The 16,167-nt window shown below is 71.2% G+C and carries 17 protein-coding genes and 1 riboswitch; of the genes, 13 read left to right on the top strand and 4 right to left on the bottom strand.

The genetic code is table 11. The annotated features are described in order from the left end of the window. Positions 1–20: 20 nt before the first annotated feature. Positions 21–911, top strand: a complete 891-nt coding sequence (gene yghX, locus ACK3BB_RS21930; RefSeq protein WP_428929004.1) for a YghX family hydrolase — start codon at positions 21–23, stop codon at positions 909–911. 94 nt (positions 912–1,005) lie between these two features. Here the strand turns inward: yghX and ACK3BB_RS21935 are convergent, their stop codons facing one another. Further along, the gene (locus tag ACK3BB_RS21935) at positions 1,006–2,442 is read right to left on the bottom strand and encodes a hypothetical protein (protein ID WP_428929005.1); all 1,437 of its coding nucleotides are present in this window, start codon (positions 2,440–2,442) and stop codon (positions 1,006–1,008) included. A 253-nt stretch (positions 2,443–2,695) separates the two neighbouring features. Between ACK3BB_RS21935 and ACK3BB_RS21940 the strand changes: the two genes are divergently transcribed. From ACK3BB_RS21940 to ACK3BB_RS21995, 12 genes are all read left to right on the top strand, one after another. Next, positions 2,696–3,580, top strand: a complete 885-nt coding sequence (locus ACK3BB_RS21940; RefSeq protein WP_428929006.1) for a DUF1403 family protein — start codon at positions 2,696–2,698, stop codon at positions 3,578–3,580. Between the two features lie 2 nt (positions 3,581–3,582). Continuing rightward, positions 3,583–4,209, top strand: coding sequence for an SMC-Scp complex subunit ScpB (gene scpB, locus ACK3BB_RS21945; protein WP_428929007.1), 627 nt, complete (start codon positions 3,583–3,585; stop codon positions 4,207–4,209). An 80-nt stretch (positions 4,210–4,289) separates the two neighbouring features. Next, positions 4,290–4,392, top strand: a riboswitch (TPP riboswitch). A 61-nt stretch (positions 4,393–4,453) separates the two neighbouring features. Next, positions 4,454–5,257, top strand: a complete 804-nt coding sequence (thiD, locus tag ACK3BB_RS21950) for a bifunctional hydroxymethylpyrimidine kinase/phosphomethylpyrimidine kinase (protein WP_428929008.1) — start codon at positions 4,454–4,456, stop codon at positions 5,255–5,257. After that, the gene (thiO, locus tag ACK3BB_RS21955) at positions 5,254–6,255 is read left to right on the top strand and encodes a glycine oxidase ThiO (RefSeq protein WP_428929009.1); all 1,002 of its coding nucleotides are present in this window, start codon (positions 5,254–5,256) and stop codon (positions 6,253–6,255) included. The genes thiD and thiO overlap by 4 nt, the downstream gene beginning before the upstream one ends. Beyond that, on the top strand, positions 6,252–6,449 hold the full coding sequence (gene thiS / locus ACK3BB_RS21960; protein WP_428929010.1) for a sulfur carrier protein ThiS: 198 nt from the start codon (positions 6,252–6,254) through the stop codon (positions 6,447–6,449). Before thiO ends, thiS begins: the two co-directional genes overlap by 4 nt. Position 6,450: 1 nt before the next feature. Continuing rightward, a complete protein-coding gene (locus tag ACK3BB_RS21965) occupies positions 6,451–7,221 on the top strand; it encodes a thiazole synthase (RefSeq protein WP_428929011.1) in 771 nt (256 codons plus the stop codon). Next, entirely contained in the window at positions 7,218–7,814 is a 597-nt protein-coding gene (locus ACK3BB_RS21970) for a thiamine phosphate synthase (protein WP_428929012.1), read from the top strand. The genes ACK3BB_RS21965 and ACK3BB_RS21970 overlap by 4 nt, the downstream gene beginning before the upstream one ends. Continuing rightward, entirely contained in the window at positions 7,811–8,830 is a 1,020-nt protein-coding gene (locus ACK3BB_RS21975; protein WP_428929013.1) for a HesA/MoeB/ThiF family protein, read from the top strand. The genes ACK3BB_RS21970 and ACK3BB_RS21975 overlap by 4 nt, the downstream gene beginning before the upstream one ends. Beyond that, entirely contained in the window at positions 8,827–9,780 is a 954-nt protein-coding gene (locus ACK3BB_RS21980) for an ABC transporter substrate-binding protein (RefSeq protein WP_428929014.1), read from the top strand. The genes ACK3BB_RS21975 and ACK3BB_RS21980 overlap by 4 nt, the downstream gene beginning before the upstream one ends. Then, the gene (locus ACK3BB_RS21985) at positions 9,777–10,448 is read left to right on the top strand and encodes a TenA family protein (RefSeq protein ID WP_428929015.1); all 672 of its coding nucleotides are present in this window, start codon (positions 9,777–9,779) and stop codon (positions 10,446–10,448) included. The genes ACK3BB_RS21980 and ACK3BB_RS21985 overlap by 4 nt, the downstream gene beginning before the upstream one ends. Then, the gene (locus ACK3BB_RS21990) at positions 10,448–11,206 is read left to right on the top strand and encodes an ABC transporter ATP-binding protein (protein ID WP_428929016.1); all 759 of its coding nucleotides are present in this window, start codon (positions 10,448–10,450) and stop codon (positions 11,204–11,206) included. The genes ACK3BB_RS21985 and ACK3BB_RS21990 overlap by 1 nt, the downstream gene beginning before the upstream one ends. After that, complete coding sequence (locus tag ACK3BB_RS21995; protein ID WP_428929017.1) at positions 11,203–11,952, top strand: ABC transporter permease; 750 nt, start codon at positions 11,203–11,205, stop codon at positions 11,950–11,952. The genes ACK3BB_RS21990 and ACK3BB_RS21995 overlap by 4 nt, the downstream gene beginning before the upstream one ends. Before the next feature lie 74 nt (positions 11,953–12,026). Here the strand turns inward: ACK3BB_RS21995 and ACK3BB_RS22000 are convergent, their stop codons facing one another. The 3 genes from ACK3BB_RS22000 to ACK3BB_RS22010 all read right to left on the bottom strand — a co-directional run bounded on the left by ACK3BB_RS22000 (position 12,027) and on the right by ACK3BB_RS22010 (position 16,042). Further along, positions 12,027–12,254 carry a hypothetical protein gene (locus ACK3BB_RS22000; RefSeq protein ID WP_428929018.1) on the bottom strand — a complete coding sequence of 76 codons (228 nt, stop codon included), beginning with the start codon at positions 12,252–12,254 and terminating at the stop codon, positions 12,027–12,029. A 184-nt stretch (positions 12,255–12,438) separates the two neighbouring features. Next, positions 12,439–13,326: a LysR family transcriptional regulator gene (locus tag ACK3BB_RS22005; RefSeq protein ID WP_428929019.1), complete on the bottom strand. Its 888-nt coding sequence runs from the start codon at positions 13,324–13,326 to the stop codon at positions 12,439–12,441. An 82-nt stretch (positions 13,327–13,408) separates the two neighbouring features. Then, positions 13,409–16,042 carry a putative PEP-binding protein gene (locus tag ACK3BB_RS22010; RefSeq protein WP_428929020.1) on the bottom strand — a complete coding sequence of 878 codons (2,634 nt, stop codon included), beginning with the start codon at positions 16,040–16,042 and terminating at the stop codon, positions 13,409–13,411. Positions 16,043–16,167: the final 125 nt, after the last annotated feature.

Consider the following 16,167-nt stretch of genomic DNA (forward strand, 5'->3'; position numbering starts at 1 on the left):
CAACCGAGGAGGACGACCCGATGACCGAACATTCCCGCATGACCGCGGCCGATTTCAGCCCCGAGCTGCTCGAGCTCTACGATTTCTATGCCCATGGCATGATCACCAAGCGCGAGTTCCTGGACAAGGCCGGCAAGTTCGCCGTCGGCGGGCTGACCGCTGCGGCGATCCTGGGCATGATGTCGCCCAACTATGCCATGGCCGAACAGGTCAGCTTCAACGATCCCGAGATCCGGGCCGAATGGATCACCTATCCCTCGCCCAACGGCCATGGCGAGATCCGCGCCTACATGGTGCGGCCCACCGGCGTCGAAACCGCGCCGGGCGTTGTGGTCGTCCACGAGAACCGCGGCCTCAACCCCTATATCCAGGATGTCGCCCGGCGGGTGGCCAAGGCCGGGTTCATCGCCCTGGCGCCCGACGGGCTGACGCCGATGGGCGGCTATCCGGGCAATGACGAAGAAGGCCGCGCCCTGCAGCAGCAGGTCGACGGCGAGAAGCTGATGAACGATTTCTTCGCGGCGATCGAATTCCTGATGGCCCATGAGGACGTGTCCGGCAAGGTCGGCATCACCGGCTTCTGTTATGGCGGCGGCGTGTCCAACGCGGCGGCCGTGGCTTATCCCGAACTGGGCGCGGCGGTGCCCTTCTATGGCCGCCAGGCCGCGGCAGAGGATGTCCCGCGCATCCAGGCCCCGCTGCTGCTGCATTACGGTGCGCTGGACGAACGGGTCAACGCCGGCTGGCCGGCCTACCAGGCCGCGCTGGATGCCAATGAAAAGGTCTACGAGGCCTATGTCTACGAAGACGCCAACCACGGGTTCCACAACGATTCCACCCCGCGCTATGACGAGGCCATGGCCGAGCTGGCCTGGGAACGCACCATCGACTGGTTCCGCAAGTACCTGTGACCGGAGGGCCTGAGCGGCCCGTTGTCACCTGGTCCCGCGCCCCCCGGCCATCGGCCCCGGGGCGCGGGTGCCGCCCCGTGTCGCCCCGTGCCGCTCAGGGCCCGACCAGGGCGACCAGCAGGGCGAAGAGCGGCACCATGGCCAGGATCGAGACCAGCCCGTAGGCCAGGTTCCACTTCCACGTCAGCACCCGGGGCGCATAGCCCCCGACCCGGTCGATCAGCAGCACGACGGTCGAGAACGGCGACAGGAACATGCTGAGCGACCAGCCCATCGAGATCGACAGGGCGACCAGCGTGGCATTGGCCGGCATGACGGCCAGGCTGCCGAAGAACGAGCCAAAGAACACGGCCGTCATGATCGGGCTGAGGCCGAGCAGGCTCATGGCCATGATGGCGGGCGGGATGGCCGAAAGCAGGGCGAAATCGGGCATCATCTCAAGCCCCAGCCGGTCGGCCACGGCCTGGGCCGGCACCAGCGACGAGGCCGCCCGGCCGATGAAGCCCGAACAGGCCAGGGTCACGGCGACACGGGCCGAATGGGGCAGGCTGCCAAAGCCGATCTGGCGCAGCCGGCCGCCGACAACGGGCCAGTCGACCCGCCCGGCAGCATGGTTCTGGACGATGATCCAGCCGATCAGCATGACCGGGCAGACGGCCATCAGGCCGAAGATGATCGTGTCGTCCAACAGCTGGCTGACCGTGATGCTGAGCGCGAAGAGCCAGGCGCAGGCCAGGCCGAACATCGCCGCGGCATGGCCGGGAAAGACCGGTTTCACCTGTTTCGCCCGGGGCTTGTAGGCCCGGAACCGCAGGGCATCCTCGGTCGCGCCCAGCACCATGAACAGGACAAAGACACCCATGCCGATGAAGATCCACAGCCGGCGGTCGACCCCGGGGATCAGCTCCATCAAGGCCAGCGGGGCGACGGCCGTGGGCGACCAGATCACGCACCAGGCAAAGCCGCGCAGCAGGGCCGAGACCTGGCGCCGCTCGCGGATCGGGTTCAGCGGATCGTCGGGCGCGGCCGAGCGGATGCCGCGCTGGATCAGGGGCACCAGAAAGCTGACCACCCCCACGTTGAACAGCACGGCCATCACCCCGGTGCCCCCGAACAGGGCATAGAACCGCCGCCCGGCCGGCTGGCGCGACAGGTAGCGCCCCAGCGCGTCGATCGACGGCGAGGTCGAGGCGGCCTCGTGCAGCAGGCCCAGCAGCAGGACAAAGGCCATCAGGAAGCTGGCCTGGCTGAGCGCCGCGCCCAGCTCGGCCCCGGGGTCGGGAGCGGTGGCCCAGACGGCCAGGCTGAGCCCGGCACAGAGCGTCAGCAGGTATCCCTCGCGCAGGCCGATCCGGCGCCGGGCGCCGATCACGACGGCGGCCATGGCCAGCCAGGCCACGACCTGGACCGAGAAGGCGCCGGTCATGCGGGCCAGCAATTCGGTGGCCATGGCCAGGATCAGCAACAGGCCCATCAGCCGGTCGTCTTGCGGCCGGGGCGCGGCGGCGGGGGTGGCTGCGCCGTCGGTCATCGCGGGGGCCGGGGGCTGAAAGTCATGGTCGGGGGTCCGTCTGTCGTGCCCGCCTTCGGTAGCCGTCCGGCCCGGGGCATTCAATCGCCCGCGACCGGGCCGGGGTCTTTTGCGCCGCATGGCCGCCATGCGCCGGGCCGGCTGCGGCAAAACCGGGCCTTGGCCGGGCGCAATGCGCGGGGACGGGCCTTTGGGCGGCGGTTGGCGCGCAAAATTCTGGTGCAAAGCGCCGCTTGGCTTTAGCCTGCCGGTCATGCATGACGCCAGCCCGCCCGACACGATGCCCGACCTCCTGCCGGCCCTGCCCGGTTGGATCCTGCGCGCCCGGCCCGACACGGCCGAAGACGGGGCCTTTGTCTCGGGCGCGGCGCTGGCCCTGTTGCAGCTGGCCGAAGGCCAGCCCGCCGTGCCCCGGGCGCTTCTGCGTGCCCGCCTGTCGCTGGACGCGGCAGCGGCCAGCCTGGCTCTGACCGGCCGGCGCGACAGCGCCGCCCAGCTGCGCGACGAAGTCCACCTGTTGCGCCCGGGCGACCAGCCCGGGCCGGGCGGCGCGGTGCTGCGGCTGTGGCTGCGGGCGACCGAACGGCCCCTGTCCACCGCCCCGCTCACCGGCCTGCTGCCCGATGCCCTGTCCACCCTGGCCGGTGATCCGCCCCGGGCCGGCGGCCCCGTGCCCCGCGCCGCGGCCATGTTGGAAACCGCCCTGGCGCTGTGCCCGCGCGAAGAACCCGCCGCCCTGGTCCTGGCCGATGCCACCCTGTCGCGTGCCCTGGGCTGGGATCATGTCCTGCCCCTGCTGGCCGGCAGCCTGACCGCCCGCGACCTGCGCCTGTCCGGCCCGGCATTGCAGGCCGCCTGCCACCGCGCGGTGACCGCCTCGGCCACCGCCGCCGTCACCCGGGCCGGCGACCTGGCCCGCCGGGCCGGGCGCCTGCGCGCCGTGGCGCCGCGCCTGCGGGGCAAGACCTCGGATGCCGCCGTGGCCCGTTTCCTGTCCCGCGATGCCCTGTCGCCGTCGCTGGCCCTGTCCGATCTCATGAGCGACCGCGCCGCCCGCCGGCTTTGCGACCGGCTGGTCGCGCTTGGCGTGGTGCGCGAGCTGACCGGCCGGGCGACGTTCCGGCTGTACGGGGTGTGACCATGGCCGGGGCGGATGCCGATCACCGGCCGGACCCGGCCGAGGGCATCGACCGGGCGCTTGACGCGCTGCCCCCCGAGCGGCGCTGGCGGGAATGGATGAACCGGGTCGAGGCCGTGCTCTTTGCCACCGCCGCGCCGGTCCCGCGCGAAGAGCTGGCCCGGGTCGTCGGCCCCGGCGTGTCGGTCGACCTGCTGATCGACGACTTGTCGGCCGACCTGGCTGGAAGGCCCTTTGACGTCGTGCGCATCGGCAATGGCTGGATGCTGCGCACCCGCCCGGCTTATGGCCCGGTCATCCGGGCGGCGGCCGATGCCGGCCACCAGGGCCCGGACCTGTCGGATTTCGACGTGGCCGTTCTGGCGGCCATCGCCTTCCACCAGCCGATCACCCGCGACGGCCTGGCCGAGATCTTTGGCCGCGAGATTTCCCGCGAGCTGATCGGCCGGCTCAGCGCCCAGGCTCTGATCGCCACCGGCCCGCGATCGCCCCGGCGCGGCGCGCCCTACACCTTTGTGACAACCGAGCGGTTCCTGGCCGTCTTTGGCATGGACAGCCTGCGCGACCTGCCCGACCGGGAACAGCTGGAAGACGCCGGGCTGGTCCGTCCGGGCGATTCAAGCGACTGATTTCAAATGACCTTTCGGCTTTCCTGACCATTTCGGTCGCCCCGGGCTTGCGGGGCGGATGATGTCACCCTAATCTGACAGCGAATCCGTTGGGGTGCCCTGCAACAGGGCTGAGAGGCAACGCGCCGACCCATCGAACCTGATCCGGGCAATGCCGGCGTAGGGAACGGAGACCATGCGGGCGCACGCCGTCCCTGCATCTGCCGCCGCCCCCTGTCCGTCCTGCCCAAAGCCGGAGGGGACCATGGGCAAGGTCGCAAAGCTGCTCATCATCGCGGGGTCGGACAGCGGCGGAGGCGCCGGCATCCAGGCCGATCTCAAGACCGCCTCGGCCCTGGGCGTCTATGGCGCCACGGCCCTGACGGCGGTGACCGCGCAGAACACGATCGGCGTGCAGGCCGTTCACATGCTGGAACCGCAGATGGTGGCCGACCAGGTGCGCTCGGTGCTCGATGACATTGCCATCGATGCGGTCAAGCTGGGCATGCTGGGCACCGGGCCGATCATGCAGGCCGTGGCCGGGGCGCTGGACGGGTTCACCGGGCCGGTGGTGCTGGACCCGGTCATGGTGGCCAAGTCGGGCGATGCCCTGCTGGCCGACGAGGCCGTGGCCACTCTGCGCGAGCTGCTTTTGCCCCGGGCGACGCTGCTGACCCCCAACCTGCCCGAAGCAGCGCGCCTGCTCGACACCGCGCCGGCCGAAACGACCGATGCGGCGCTGGAACAGGGCCAGGACCTGCGCGCCCTGGGTGCCGGGGCCGTTTTGATGAAGGGCGGCCATGGCCGGGGCGAGACCTGCCGCGACCTGCTGGTCGAGCGCGGCGGTGTGACCTGTTACGAGGCCCCGCGCCGGGACACGGCCAACACCCATGGCACGGGCTGTTCGCTGTCGTCGGCCATTGCGGCCGGGCTGGCCCGGGGCATGGCGCTGGAACCGGCCGTGCGCCGGGCCCATGGCTGGCTGCAGGCGGCGATTGCCGGGGCCGACGGTCTGGATGTCGGCCGGGGCCACGGGCCGGTCCACCATTTCCACGAGACCTGGGCATGACCCGGGTGACGATCCTGGGCGCCGGGGTGGCCGGCCTTTGCGTGGCGCATGAGCTGGCCGGCCGGGGTGTCGACCTGCGCATCGTCGACCCGGCCGGCGGGCCGGGGGAGGGCGCCTGTTCCTGGTGGGCCGGGGGCATGCTGGCCCCCGATTGCGAAGGCGAGACGGCGGCCGAGCCGGTCATCCGCCTGGGCCGGGATGCGGCCGGCTGGTGGCAGGCCGCCGGGGCCGAGGTGACACCGTCCGGCACGCTGGTGCTGGCCCTGGGGCGCGACCGGCAGGAGCTGGACCGCTTTGCCCGGCGCACGGCCAATCACCGGCTGCTTGACGGGGCCGGGGTGGCCGCGCTCGAACCCGACCTGGCCGGGCGTTTTGGCCGGGGGCTGCACTTCCCGGACGAGGCCCACCTGTCGCCCCGCGCGGCGCTGGCCACCCTGCGCCGGGGGCTGGCCGAACGGGGCATCACCATCGAAACTGACATTGCGCCGGATGACGTGGACACGGCGGGCCAGAGCAAGGCGGATCGAGGGCAGGTCATCGATTGTCGCGGCCTGGCCGCCCGTGACCGGCTGGACGGGCTGCGCGGGGTGCGCGGCGAGATGGTCGTGCTGCGCGCGCCGGGCCTGGCCCTGCACCGGCCCGTACGCCTTCTGCACCCGCGCCATCCGCTCTACATCGTGCCGCGCGGCGATGGCGTGCACATGCTGGGCGCGACCCAGATCGAAAGCGACGGGCGCGGGCCGGCCAGCCTGCGCTCTGTGGTCGAGCTCTTGAATGCGGCTTATGCGCTGCATCCGGCCTGGGGCGAGGCCGAGGTGCTGGAAATCGGCGCCGACGCCCGCCCGGCCTTTGCCGACAACCTGCCCCGGATCACCCGGCAGGCGGATCGCATTCTTGTCAATGGCCTGTTCCGGCACGGTTTTCTCCTGGCCCCCGCGATGGCGCGGATGGTGGCCGGGATGCTGCTGGACGGCATCACACCGGAGGTTCTGCAATGAAGATCATGGTCAATGGCGCCCCGACCGAGCTGCGCGCCGACACCCTGGCCGCCGCGCTCGACGAGCTGGGCTATGGCGGCGCACGGGTGGCCACGGCGCTGAACGAAAGCTTTGTGCCCGCCGCCGCCCGGGCCGACCGGCCGCTGGCCCCGGGCGACCGGCTGGAAATCCTCGCACCGAAACAGGGAGGCTGAGATGCCCATCTTCTATGGCACCGAGATCGCCTCGCCGCTGATGCTGGGCACGGCGCAATATCCCTCGCCGGCCGACCTGGAACAGGCCTTCCGGCGTTCCGGCGCGGGGGTGGCCACGGTGTCGCTGCGCCGCGAGGCGGCGGGCGGCGACGGGTCGGGCTTCTGGGACATTGTCCGGGGCCTGGGCATTCCGCTGCTGCCCAACACCGCCGGCTGTCATTCGGTCCGCGAGGCGGTGACCACGGCGCATATGGCCCGCGAGCTGTTCGGCACCGACTGGATCAAGCTGGAGGTCATCGGCCATGCCGACACCTTGCAGCCCGACCCTTTCGGCCTGGTCGAGGCCGCGCGCATCCTGACCGAGGACGGGTTCCGGGTGTTTCCCTACACGACCGAGGACGGCATCCTGGGCGGCCGGCTGCTTGAGGCCGGCTGCGAGGTGCTGATGCCCTGGGGTGCGCCGATCGGCACCGGGCTGGGGCTGAACAATCCCTACGGGCTGCGCACCCTGCGCGCCCAGTTCCCCGATGTGCCGATGGTCATCGACGCCGGGCTGGGCCTGCCCAGCCACGCGGCCGAGGCCATGCAGCTGGGCTTTGATGCGGTGCTGCTGAACACGGCCGTGGCCCGGGCGGGCGATCCGCCGGCCATGGCCGAGGCCTTTGCCCTGGCGCTGGAGGCCGGGCGCAAGGCCCGGGCGGCCGATCCGATGGAGCCGCGCGACATGGCCGCGCCCTCGACCCCGCTGCTGGGACTGGCGGTGCTGCAATGACGCTCGACCGGTTCTACCCGATCTTCGATCATCCCGACTGGCTGGACCGGGCGCTGCCGCTGGGAACGCGGCTGGTGCAGCTGCGCATCAAGGACCGGCCCGAGCCCGAGCTGCGCGCGCTGCTGGCCCGCGGGCGCGACCTGTGCCGGGCGGCCGGGGCGGTGATGGTGGTCAACGATCACTGGCAGCTGGCCATCGAGCTGGGCTGCGACTGGGTGCACCTGGGCCAGGAAGACCTGGACACGGCCGACCTGGACGCGATCCGGGCGGCGGGGCTGAAGCTGGGCCTGTCGACCCATGACGAGGCCGAGCTGGAGCGCGCGCTGGCCTGCGCGCCCGATTACGTGGCCCTTGGCCCGGTCTGGCCGACGATCCTGAAAAAGATGAAATGGCACGAACAGGGGCTGGACCGCGTGCGCCAGTGGAAGGACCGGGTCGGTGACCTGCCGCTGGTTGCCATCGGCGGGCTGTCGGTGGACCGGGCGCCGCTGGCGCTGGCCGCCGGGGCGGATATCGTGTCGGTGGTCACCGACATCACGCTCAACCCCGACCCCGAGGCGCGGATGCGCGACTGGGTGGCGGTGACCCGATGAGCCGCTATGCCCGCCAGGTGGCCGTGCCGGGCTTTGGCCCCGATGCCCAGGACCGCCTGCGCGCCGCGCGGTTGCTGGTCGTGGGCGCCGGGGGGCTGGGCGCGCCGGTCCTGCAATATCTCGTTGCCGCCGGGGTCGGGGCGGTGCGGCTGGTCGATCCCGACCGGGTCGAGGCCAGCAACCTGCACCGCCAGGTGCTGTTTGCCATGTCGGACATCGGTCGGCCCAAGGCCCGGGCCGCGGCCGATGCGCTGGCCGGTCTCAACCCCGAGGTCCGCGTCACGCCCGAGGTGGCCGCGCTGGACCCGGCCAATGCCGATGCGCTGGCGCTGGATGTCGACCTGGTGCTCGATTGCGCCGACAGCTTTGCCGTCAGCTACATCCTGTCCGATCTCTGCCAGGCCCGGGGTCTGCCGCTGATCAGCGCTTCGGTCATCGGCACCAGCGGTTATGCCGGGGCGTTCTGCGCCGGGGCGCCGTCGCTGCGCGCGGTCTTTCCCGACCTGCCCGACCGGCTGGGCAGCTGTGCCGAAGACGGTGTGCTGGGTCCGGTCGTGGGCGTGGTGGGCAGCCTGCAGGCCCAGATGGCCCTGGCCCTGGCCGCCGGGCTGACGCCCGCGCCGCTGGGCCGCATCGCCAGCTATGACGGGCAGAGCCACCGCTTCGGCGGGTTCGATTTCACCGGCGCGCCCGAACCAGACCGCGCCCCGCGGTTCATCGCCCCGGCGGCCATCGCACCGGGCGATTTCCTGGTCGACCTGCGCCGCCCCGAGGAAGGCCCGATCGTGCCCGGCGCCCGGCGCCATGCGGTGGCCGATTTCGGCCCGTCCGGCCCGCGCCCGGCCCCGGGCCAGCGCGCCGTCTTCTGCTGCCGCTCGGGCCAGCGCGCCTGGAGCGCGGCCGACCGGCTGGCCGCCGAATGGCCGGGCGAGATCGCCCTTGTCGCCCTGGGCGAGGGCCCGGCCCCCACCCCATCCGTCGCGCCCCGCGACACCACCGGAGGAGAAACCCCGTGAAACACCTGACACTGGCCTGCGCCCTTGCGCTGCCGCTTTCCGTTGCCGCCCTGCCCGTCCTGGCCGAGGACAAGATGACGCTCGTGCTGGACTGGTTCGTCAATCCCGATCACGGGCCGATCATCATTGCCGACGAGCTGGGCTATTTCGCCGATGCCGGGCTGGACGTCGAGATCATCGCCCCGGCCGATCCGGCCGATCCGCCCAAGATGGCCGCCGCCGGCCGGGCCGACCTGGCGATTTCCTACCAGCCCCAGCTGCACCTCCAGGTCGCCGAGGGCCTGCCCCTGGCCCGGGTCGGCACGCTGGTCGCCACGCCGCTCAACTGCCTGCTGGTGCTCGACGACGGGCCGGTCGCCAGCCTCGCCGACCTCAAGGACCGCAAGATCGGCTTTTCCGTGGCCGGGGTCGAAGAGGCCCTGCTGACGGCCATGCTGGCCCCCGAAGGCCTGGGCGTCGACGATGTCGAGCTGGTCAATGTCAACTGGTCGCTCTCGCCCTCGCTGATGTCCGGCCAGGTCGATGCCGTGATCGGGGCCTTCCGCAATTTCGAGCTGAACCAGATGCAGATCGAAGGCGTCGACGGGCGCTGTTTCTACCCCGAGGAACATGGCATCCCGGCCTATGACGAGCTGATCTACGTGGCCAATCCCGCCACGATGGATGCCGACATGATCGCCCGCTTCCTCACCGCCACCGAGCTGGCCGTGCAATACATGGTCAACCACCCGGTCGAAAGCTGGGAGATCTTTCGCGACACCTCGGCCGAGCTGGACGACGAGCTGAACGCCCGGGCCTGGGTCGACACGCTGCCCCGCTTTGCCCTGCGCCCGGCGGCGCTGGATGCCGGGCGCTACATGCGGTTCGAACGGTTCCTCAACGAGGCCGGGCTGACCGAAGGGATCCGCCCGGTCGGCCAGCTGGCGCTGGTGCCCGGGGCCGACGGATGACCGAAGGTCTGGTCTTTCCGCTCTGGCGGGCGGCGGCAGGTCCGGCATGGGGCGCCTATACGCGCCATGCCTTTGTCCGGGGGTTGGGCGATGGCTCGCTGCCCCGGGCGGCCTTTCTGCATTACCTCGTGCAGGATTACCTGTTCCTTGTCCATTTCGCCCGGGCCTGGGCGCTTGGCGTGACCAAGGCCGACACGATCGACGAGATGCGCGCCTGCGCGGCGACGACCCGGGCGCTGATCGACGACGAGATGCGCCTGCACGTGGGCATCTGCGCCGAGGCCGGCATCACCGAGGCCCAGCTGGCCACGGCCGAAGAGCATGTGGGCAACCTGGCCTATACGCGCTACGTGCTCGATGCCGGCCATGCAGGTGATTTCGCCGATCTGCTGGCCGCGCTGGCGCCCTGTGTCATGGGCTATGGCGAGATCGGCGCGCGGCTGGCGGCCGAGGCCGGCGACACGCCCTATCGCGCCTGGATCGACACCTATGCCGGGGCCGATTACCAGGCCGTCTGCGGCGAGGTGGCCGGGCTGATCGACGGGGCGGTGGCCCGTCGGCTGGGCGCCGATCCGGTAGATCATCCGCGCTGGCCGGGGCTGTGCCGGCGGTTCACCACGGCCACCCGGCTGGAGGTCGGGTTCTGGGACATGGGGCTGGCCCCGTGATGCGCGACGGGGTCGATGCCGGGCCGGTCGTTGTGGCCGGATCCGGCGGGCCGGCCCCGGCGCTGGTCTTTTCGGGCCGGGTGATGGCCGGGCGCGCGCGCCTGCTGGGGCCGGTCGACCTGCGGGCCGAGGCCGGGCGCTGGACCTGCCTGCTGGGGCCGTCAGGCGTGGGCAAGTCGACCCTGCTGCATTGCCTGGCCGGGCTGGATGCCGGGCTGGACGTCGTCGGCCGGGTCACGGCCAGCGCCGGGCAGGTGGCCCTGATGGGCCAGTCGGACGGGCTGCTGCCCTGGCTGGATCTGCGCGACAATGTCATGCTGGGCGCCCGGCTGCGCGGCGACCGGCCCGATGCCGCCCGGGCCGATGCCCTGCTGGCCCGGGTTGGCCTGGCCGACATGGCCGGGCGCCGGCCCCGCGCCCTGTCGGGCGGCCAGCGCCAGCGCGCGGCCCTGGCCCGCACGCTCTACGAGGACCGGCCCGTGGTGCTGCTGGACGAGCCCTTCTCGGCGCTCGACGTGGCCACCCGCGCCCGGATGCAGGACCTGGCCGCCGCCGCCCTGCGCGGGCGCACCGTGCTGCATGTCACCCATGATCCGTCCGAGGCTGCCCGGCTGGGCGAGCGCATCCTGATCCTGACCGCCGGCGGCCTGCAGGACGCCACGCCGCCCGATGCCCCGCCGATGCCCCGCCCGCCCGATGCGCCGGCCACGCTGCAGGTCACCGGCCGGCTGACCCGCCTGTTGCTGGAGGCCGCATGACCGCCCTGCTGCGCGCCGGCCTGCCGGCCCTGCCTGTCGTGCTGATCCTGGTGCTGTGGCAGGGGCTGGTCAGCCTGTTCGACATGCCGCCCTTCATCCTGCCCGGCCCGCTGCGCGTGGCCGAAACCGCCTGGACCAGCCGCGCCCTGCTGGCCGAGAACGCCCTGGTCACCCTGGCCGAGATCCTGGTCGGCCTGGCCCTGGGGGCGGCGCTTGGATGGATCACGGCCATCGGCCTGGCCCTGTCGCCCGCCGCCACGCGGCTGCTGCGCCCGTTGCTGGTGCTCAGCCAGTCGGTGCCGGTCTTTGCCCTGGCCCCGATCTTTACCCTGTGGTTCGGCTATGGGCTGGCGTCCAAGATCGCCATGGCCCTGCTGATCATCTATTTCCCGGTGACCTCGGCCTTTCACGATGCCCTGGTCAACACGCCCCCGGCCTACCTGCAACAGGCCCGGGTGATGGGCGCCGGGCCGCTGCGCATGTTGTGGCACGTGCGCATGCCCGCGGCCCTGCCGGGCCTGTTGTCGGGCCTGCGCCTGGCGGCCGTCTATGCGCCCATCGGGGCGATCATCGGGGAATGGGTCGGCGCGTCGCGCGGGCTGGGCTACCTGATGCTGCTGGCCAATGGCCGGGCCAAGATCGACCTGATGTTCGCCGCCGTGCTGGTTGTCGCCCTGCTGACGATCGGGCTGCACCGGGCGATGGATGCGCTGGCCCGCGGAATGGAAAAGCGGCGGAGCGGCTGACGGGCCGGGAGGCCGGACCCGCCGGCCGCACCGCCGGCCGGGACAGGGGGAGATCGTCCCCGGACTTCAGTATCTCAATTGCCGTCGCGGGCGGCTTGCATCAGCCGGTCCAGCCCGGCGCCGCCGGCCTCGTCATGGGCCATGAAGCGACGCCAGCCAGCGCCCTGCGACAGGGCCCGGGCCAGGGCCCGCGCGGTGCCGCGCGCCGGGGTCTGTCGGCCCTGTGCCGGCGTGACGGGGGCGGATGCGGATGTGCCGGTGCCCCGGAGGGCGGGGTCGAGGATCGGATCAAGAATGGGCATGTGTCTCTCCGTGTCTCGGCGCGACCCCGGCCATGGCCGGCGGAACGGGCCGGCAGGCTGGCTCAGGGTGTGGCGCGGGGGCTGGCCGGATCGCGTGGCGAGCGGCCGTCTGCTGAGACCACAGAACCACGTGTGGTATACCAGAATCAATAATGCAGATCCGTTGTTCGATAGAGGATTTCTATCAATCCAGCTCGGACATGCGCCGGGCTTCGCTCAACAGGGCCTTGATCACCGGCGTGTGGGGCTCGCGCCAGGGCGCCACGAGCCCGACGGTTTCCGACACTTCGGCCGCGCCCACGGGTACCATGCGCAGCGGTTTGCCGGCGCAGAGGAACCGGGCCATGTCGGCGGGCAGCACGGTCATCCAGTCGCCTTCCTCGACATTGGCGATCAGCACGACGGTGGAATTGGCCTCGATCCCCGGTTCGACGCTGACCCCGGCGGCCAGGAAATGGCGGTTGATGATGCGCCGGTTCTGCATGTCGGGGGTCAAAAGGCACAGCCGTTCGCCGGCCAGGTCGGCCCAGTCGACCCGGTCACGGGCGGCCATCGGCGCGTCGCGGTGGCAGATCACCATGAACCGCTCGCGGTAGAGCGGGGCGGTGCTGACCTTGCCCATCGGTTCGTTCTCCAGGTAGGAAATGCCTGCATCCACTGAGAAATCTTCGATCATCGACAGGATTTCGGCCGAGGCCCGCGACAGCAGGGTCATGCGCACATTGGGGTGTTTGCGCGTGAACCGGGCCGACAGCCGGGCGGCCCAGGTCAGGGCCGTGGGGATCACTGCAATCCGCAGCTGACCGGCCAGCCCGTGGCGCTTGAACCGCATCTCTTCCTTCAGCTGGCGGGCGTCGCCCACGATCCGGCGGGCCCATTGCAGGGCGTTCTGGCCCTCGGGCGTCAGCCCGCCGTAGCGCGAGCCGCGAAAGATCAGCTGCACGCCCAGCTGGTCTTCGAGCTGGCGGATGCCGGCGGACAGGGTGGGCTGGGTGATGCCCAGGGCGCCGGCCGCCCGGCCGAAATGCTCTTCGCGCGCCACGGCTATGAACATTTCAAGTTTGTCGAGCATGATTGAAAATTCCTATCGAACCAGGCGCAATCATGATGAGGAAGCGGCAGGGGCAGGTGTCATCGGGGGCCGTGCTCCGGGCTCATTCCATCCGCGACCGGATGGCCAGCTGGGCGGCCGACAGCCGGGCGATGGGCACGCGGAAGGGCGAACATGACACATAGCTGAACCCGGCCTCGCGGCAAAAGGCCATGGTGTCGATGTCACCGCCATGTTCGCCGCAGATCGACAGGTCGATCGTCGGGTTGGCCGCCCGTCCCCGGTCGGCCCCGATGCGGATCAGCTCGCCCACGCCCTTGAAATCCAGCGTTTCGAAGGGATCCAGGGTCAGCGCGCCCTGCTGGACATAGGATTTCATGAACCGGCTGGCATCGTCGCGCGACAGGCCATAGGTCATCTGTGTCAGGTCGTTGGTGCCAAAGCTGAGCAGCTCGGCATATTCGGCGATCTCGGCGGCACAGAGCGCCGCGCGGGGCGTTTCGACCAGCACGCCCAGCCGATAGGTCACGTCCTTGCCGGTGGCCACGCGCACCGCCGCGGCTACGCTGTCGATCCGTGTCTTGACCAGCCGGACCTCGCTGCGCCCGGCCACCAGGGGGATCATGATCTCGGGCTCGACCCGCGTGCCGGCGGCCTCGCCGGCCTCGATGGCCGCTTCGAAGATCGCGCGCACCTGCATCTCGTAGATCTCGGGATGCATCAGCCCCAGCCGCACGCCGCGCATGCCCAGCATCGGGTTGAACTCGGAAATGGTTTCGATCCGCTTGGTCACCTCGGTCAGCGACAGGTCGAGCGACTGGGCCAGGTTCATCCGGCCCTCGCGGTCGGCGGGCAGGAATTCGTGCAGTGGCGGGTCGAACAGGCGGATGCAGACGGGCAGGCCGGCCATGGTTTCGAAGAGCGCGGTGAAATCGGCGCGCTGCATGGGCAAGAGCTGGTCCAGCGCCGCGCGGCGATCCTGTTCCGAGCCGGCAAAGATCATCTCGCGCATGACGATCAGGCGCGAGGGTTCGAAGAACATGTGCTCGGTGCGGCACAGGCCGATGCCCTCGGCCTTGAACGACCGGGCCAGGGCGGCATCCTCGGGCGTGTCGGCATTGGCCCGGATGCCCATGTCGCGGGCGGCATCGGCCCAGGACATGAATTCCTGGAAGGAGGCATCGGTGTCGGGCGGGGTCATGGCGATCTCGCCCTCGTAGGCCTCGCCATTGGTGCCGTCGATGGTTAGCCGGTCGCCTTCACAGAGCACCCGGCCGTCGCGCAGGGTCATGCGGGCCTTGTCGGCCGAGACGGTCACGCTGGAGGCCCCGGTGATGCAGGGCACGCCCAGTCCCCGGGCGATGACCGCCGCATGGCTGGTCATGCCGCCGCGTTCGGTCACGATGGCCTGGGCCAGGTGCATGCCGCGGATGTCCTCGGGATTGGTCTCGCGCCGGACCAGGATGCAGGGCTCTTCCCGCGCGGCGCAGGCCGCGGCGGCATCGGGGGTGAAGACGATGGTGCCCGTCGCCCCGCCGGGCGAGGCGGCAACGCCGGAAAACAGGGGCTTGCGGTCGGGATCGGGGGTGACCTGGGGATGCAGGAACCCGGCCAGGGCCGGAGGGGCGATGCGCAGCAGGGCGTCGTCACGGCTGATCACCCCGGCTTCGACCAGGGCGATGGCGTTGTTCAGGGCGACCCGGGCGCTGCTGGTCGCCGGCCGGGCGTCCAGCACCAGCAGGCCGCGATCGGTCAGGGCCATGTCGTAGTCGCGATCCTCGCGGAAGCCGCCCCGCCCGGTTTCCAGCACCCCGGCGATTTCATAGAAGGCATCGGGCGCGCGGTCGCGAAAGCCGGTTTCCAGCCCTTCCTCGGCCGTGCCCGTGATCCGGGCGCCGGTTTGGGCCGGGGAATGGCCCGTGTCCTTGCCCGTGTCTTTGGGGGTGTCCCCGGCCGGATCCGGGGCCGTGTCCCGGGCCTGGCGACCCCGGATCCGCACCTGGCCGTTGATCCGCTGACGGCCGGTGATGGGGTCGAACATGCGGGCCTGGATCAGCGCGATTTCGCCCCGGGTCATGGCCCAGCCGTTGTCCTGGACCAGCAGGCCCAGCCCGGCATCCAGCGGCGCGCCCTGGGCATGGCGCAGCAGCCGGGCGGTCACGCCTTCCCAGGCCTTGGCCATCGACGACAGCACCCTGGACAGCTGCAGCCCGGCGTCTTCGGGAAAGGGCTCGGCCGCCTCGTCGGCATAGATCGCAAGCGCCGTGGCCACGGGATCGGCGGCCCGGCCGGCCGTTTCGAAGCTTTCGGCATCCAGGCAGGCCACGTCGGTCGCATAGCGCAGGATGAAGGCCAGCCGCCGCCGGTCGGCCCGCTCGCGGCGCAGCAGTCGGGCCATGCGGGCATGGGTGGCCGCGTTCAGCCCGACATCGTGAAAGGCCCGTGGCCCGCCCCAGGACCTCTGGCCGCTGGAGGGTTGCACCGACATCAGCGGGTCCGGCCCGAATTCGTTGACCACCCCGGCCGGGTTGAAGCGCAGCCCCTCGGCGATCTCGTGGACCTTGGCGCAGGACAGGGCGATGGTCACCGGGCAGGGCAGGCCCAGGTCGACCAGCCGTTGCAGGTCGGCCGCCCGTTCGCCATGCGCCCAGCTGCCAACCCCGGCGTCGGGCTGGATGCGCGCGATGCCGTCGGTTTCGTTGGGGATCAGCATGTGCGGCGCTCCGTCGGAATGCATGGGGTCTCCGGGCTGTCCCGGCGGATCGTGGCGCGCGCTGCTGCCGGGTGGAAAATCGAGTGTGATTCCACAAGCATACTCCTACCGCCCGGCAATTGCGCGGATTTCATCGCAGGGCCGGCGCG

This window comes from Marinibacterium sp. SX1 (genome assembly GCF_050389775.1).
In the GTDB taxonomy this organism is placed as follows: Bacteria; Pseudomonadota; Alphaproteobacteria; order Rhodobacterales; family Rhodobacteraceae; genus Marinibacterium.

Bases quoted from the DNA above. Each gene is read 5' to 3' on its own strand.
- yghX (WP_428929004.1), top strand. From the start codon at position 21: ATGACCGAACATTCCCGCATGACCGCGGCCGATTTCAGCCCCGAGCTG.
- ACK3BB_RS21935 (WP_428929005.1), bottom strand. From the start codon at position 2,442: ATGACCGACGGCGCAGCCACCCCCGCCGCCGCGCCCCGGCCGCAAGAC.
- thiS (WP_428929010.1), top strand. From the start codon at position 6,252: ATGAAGATCATGGTCAATGGCGCCCCGACCGAGCTGCGCGCCGACACC.
- ACK3BB_RS22005 (WP_428929019.1), bottom strand. From the start codon at position 13,326: ATGCTCGACAAACTTGAAATGTTCATAGCCGTGGCGCGCGAAGAGCAT.
- scpB (WP_428929007.1), top strand. From the start codon at position 3,583: ATGGCCGGGGCGGATGCCGATCACCGGCCGGACCCGGCCGAGGGCATC.
- thiO (WP_428929009.1), top strand. From the start codon at position 5,254: ATGACCCGGGTGACGATCCTGGGCGCCGGGGTGGCCGGCCTTTGCGTG.
- ACK3BB_RS21965 (WP_428929011.1), top strand. From the start codon at position 6,451: ATGCCCATCTTCTATGGCACCGAGATCGCCTCGCCGCTGATGCTGGGC.
- ACK3BB_RS21970 (WP_428929012.1), top strand. From the start codon at position 7,218: ATGACGCTCGACCGGTTCTACCCGATCTTCGATCATCCCGACTGGCTG.
- thiD (WP_428929008.1), top strand. From the start codon at position 4,454: ATGGGCAAGGTCGCAAAGCTGCTCATCATCGCGGGGTCGGACAGCGGC.
- ACK3BB_RS21940 (WP_428929006.1), top strand. From the start codon at position 2,696: ATGCATGACGCCAGCCCGCCCGACACGATGCCCGACCTCCTGCCGGCC.
- ACK3BB_RS22010 (WP_428929020.1), bottom strand. From the start codon at position 16,042: ATGCATTCCGACGGAGCGCCGCACATGCTGATCCCCAACGAAACCGAC.
- ACK3BB_RS21990 (WP_428929016.1), top strand. From the start codon at position 10,448: ATGCGCGACGGGGTCGATGCCGGGCCGGTCGTTGTGGCCGGATCCGGC.
- ACK3BB_RS22000 (WP_428929018.1), bottom strand. From the start codon at position 12,254: ATGCCCATTCTTGATCCGATCCTCGACCCCGCCCTCCGGGGCACCGGC.
- ACK3BB_RS21995 (WP_428929017.1), top strand. From the start codon at position 11,203: ATGACCGCCCTGCTGCGCGCCGGCCTGCCGGCCCTGCCTGTCGTGCTG.
- ACK3BB_RS21985 (WP_428929015.1), top strand. From the start codon at position 9,777: ATGACCGAAGGTCTGGTCTTTCCGCTCTGGCGGGCGGCGGCAGGTCCG.
- ACK3BB_RS21975 (WP_428929013.1), top strand. From the start codon at position 7,811: ATGAGCCGCTATGCCCGCCAGGTGGCCGTGCCGGGCTTTGGCCCCGAT.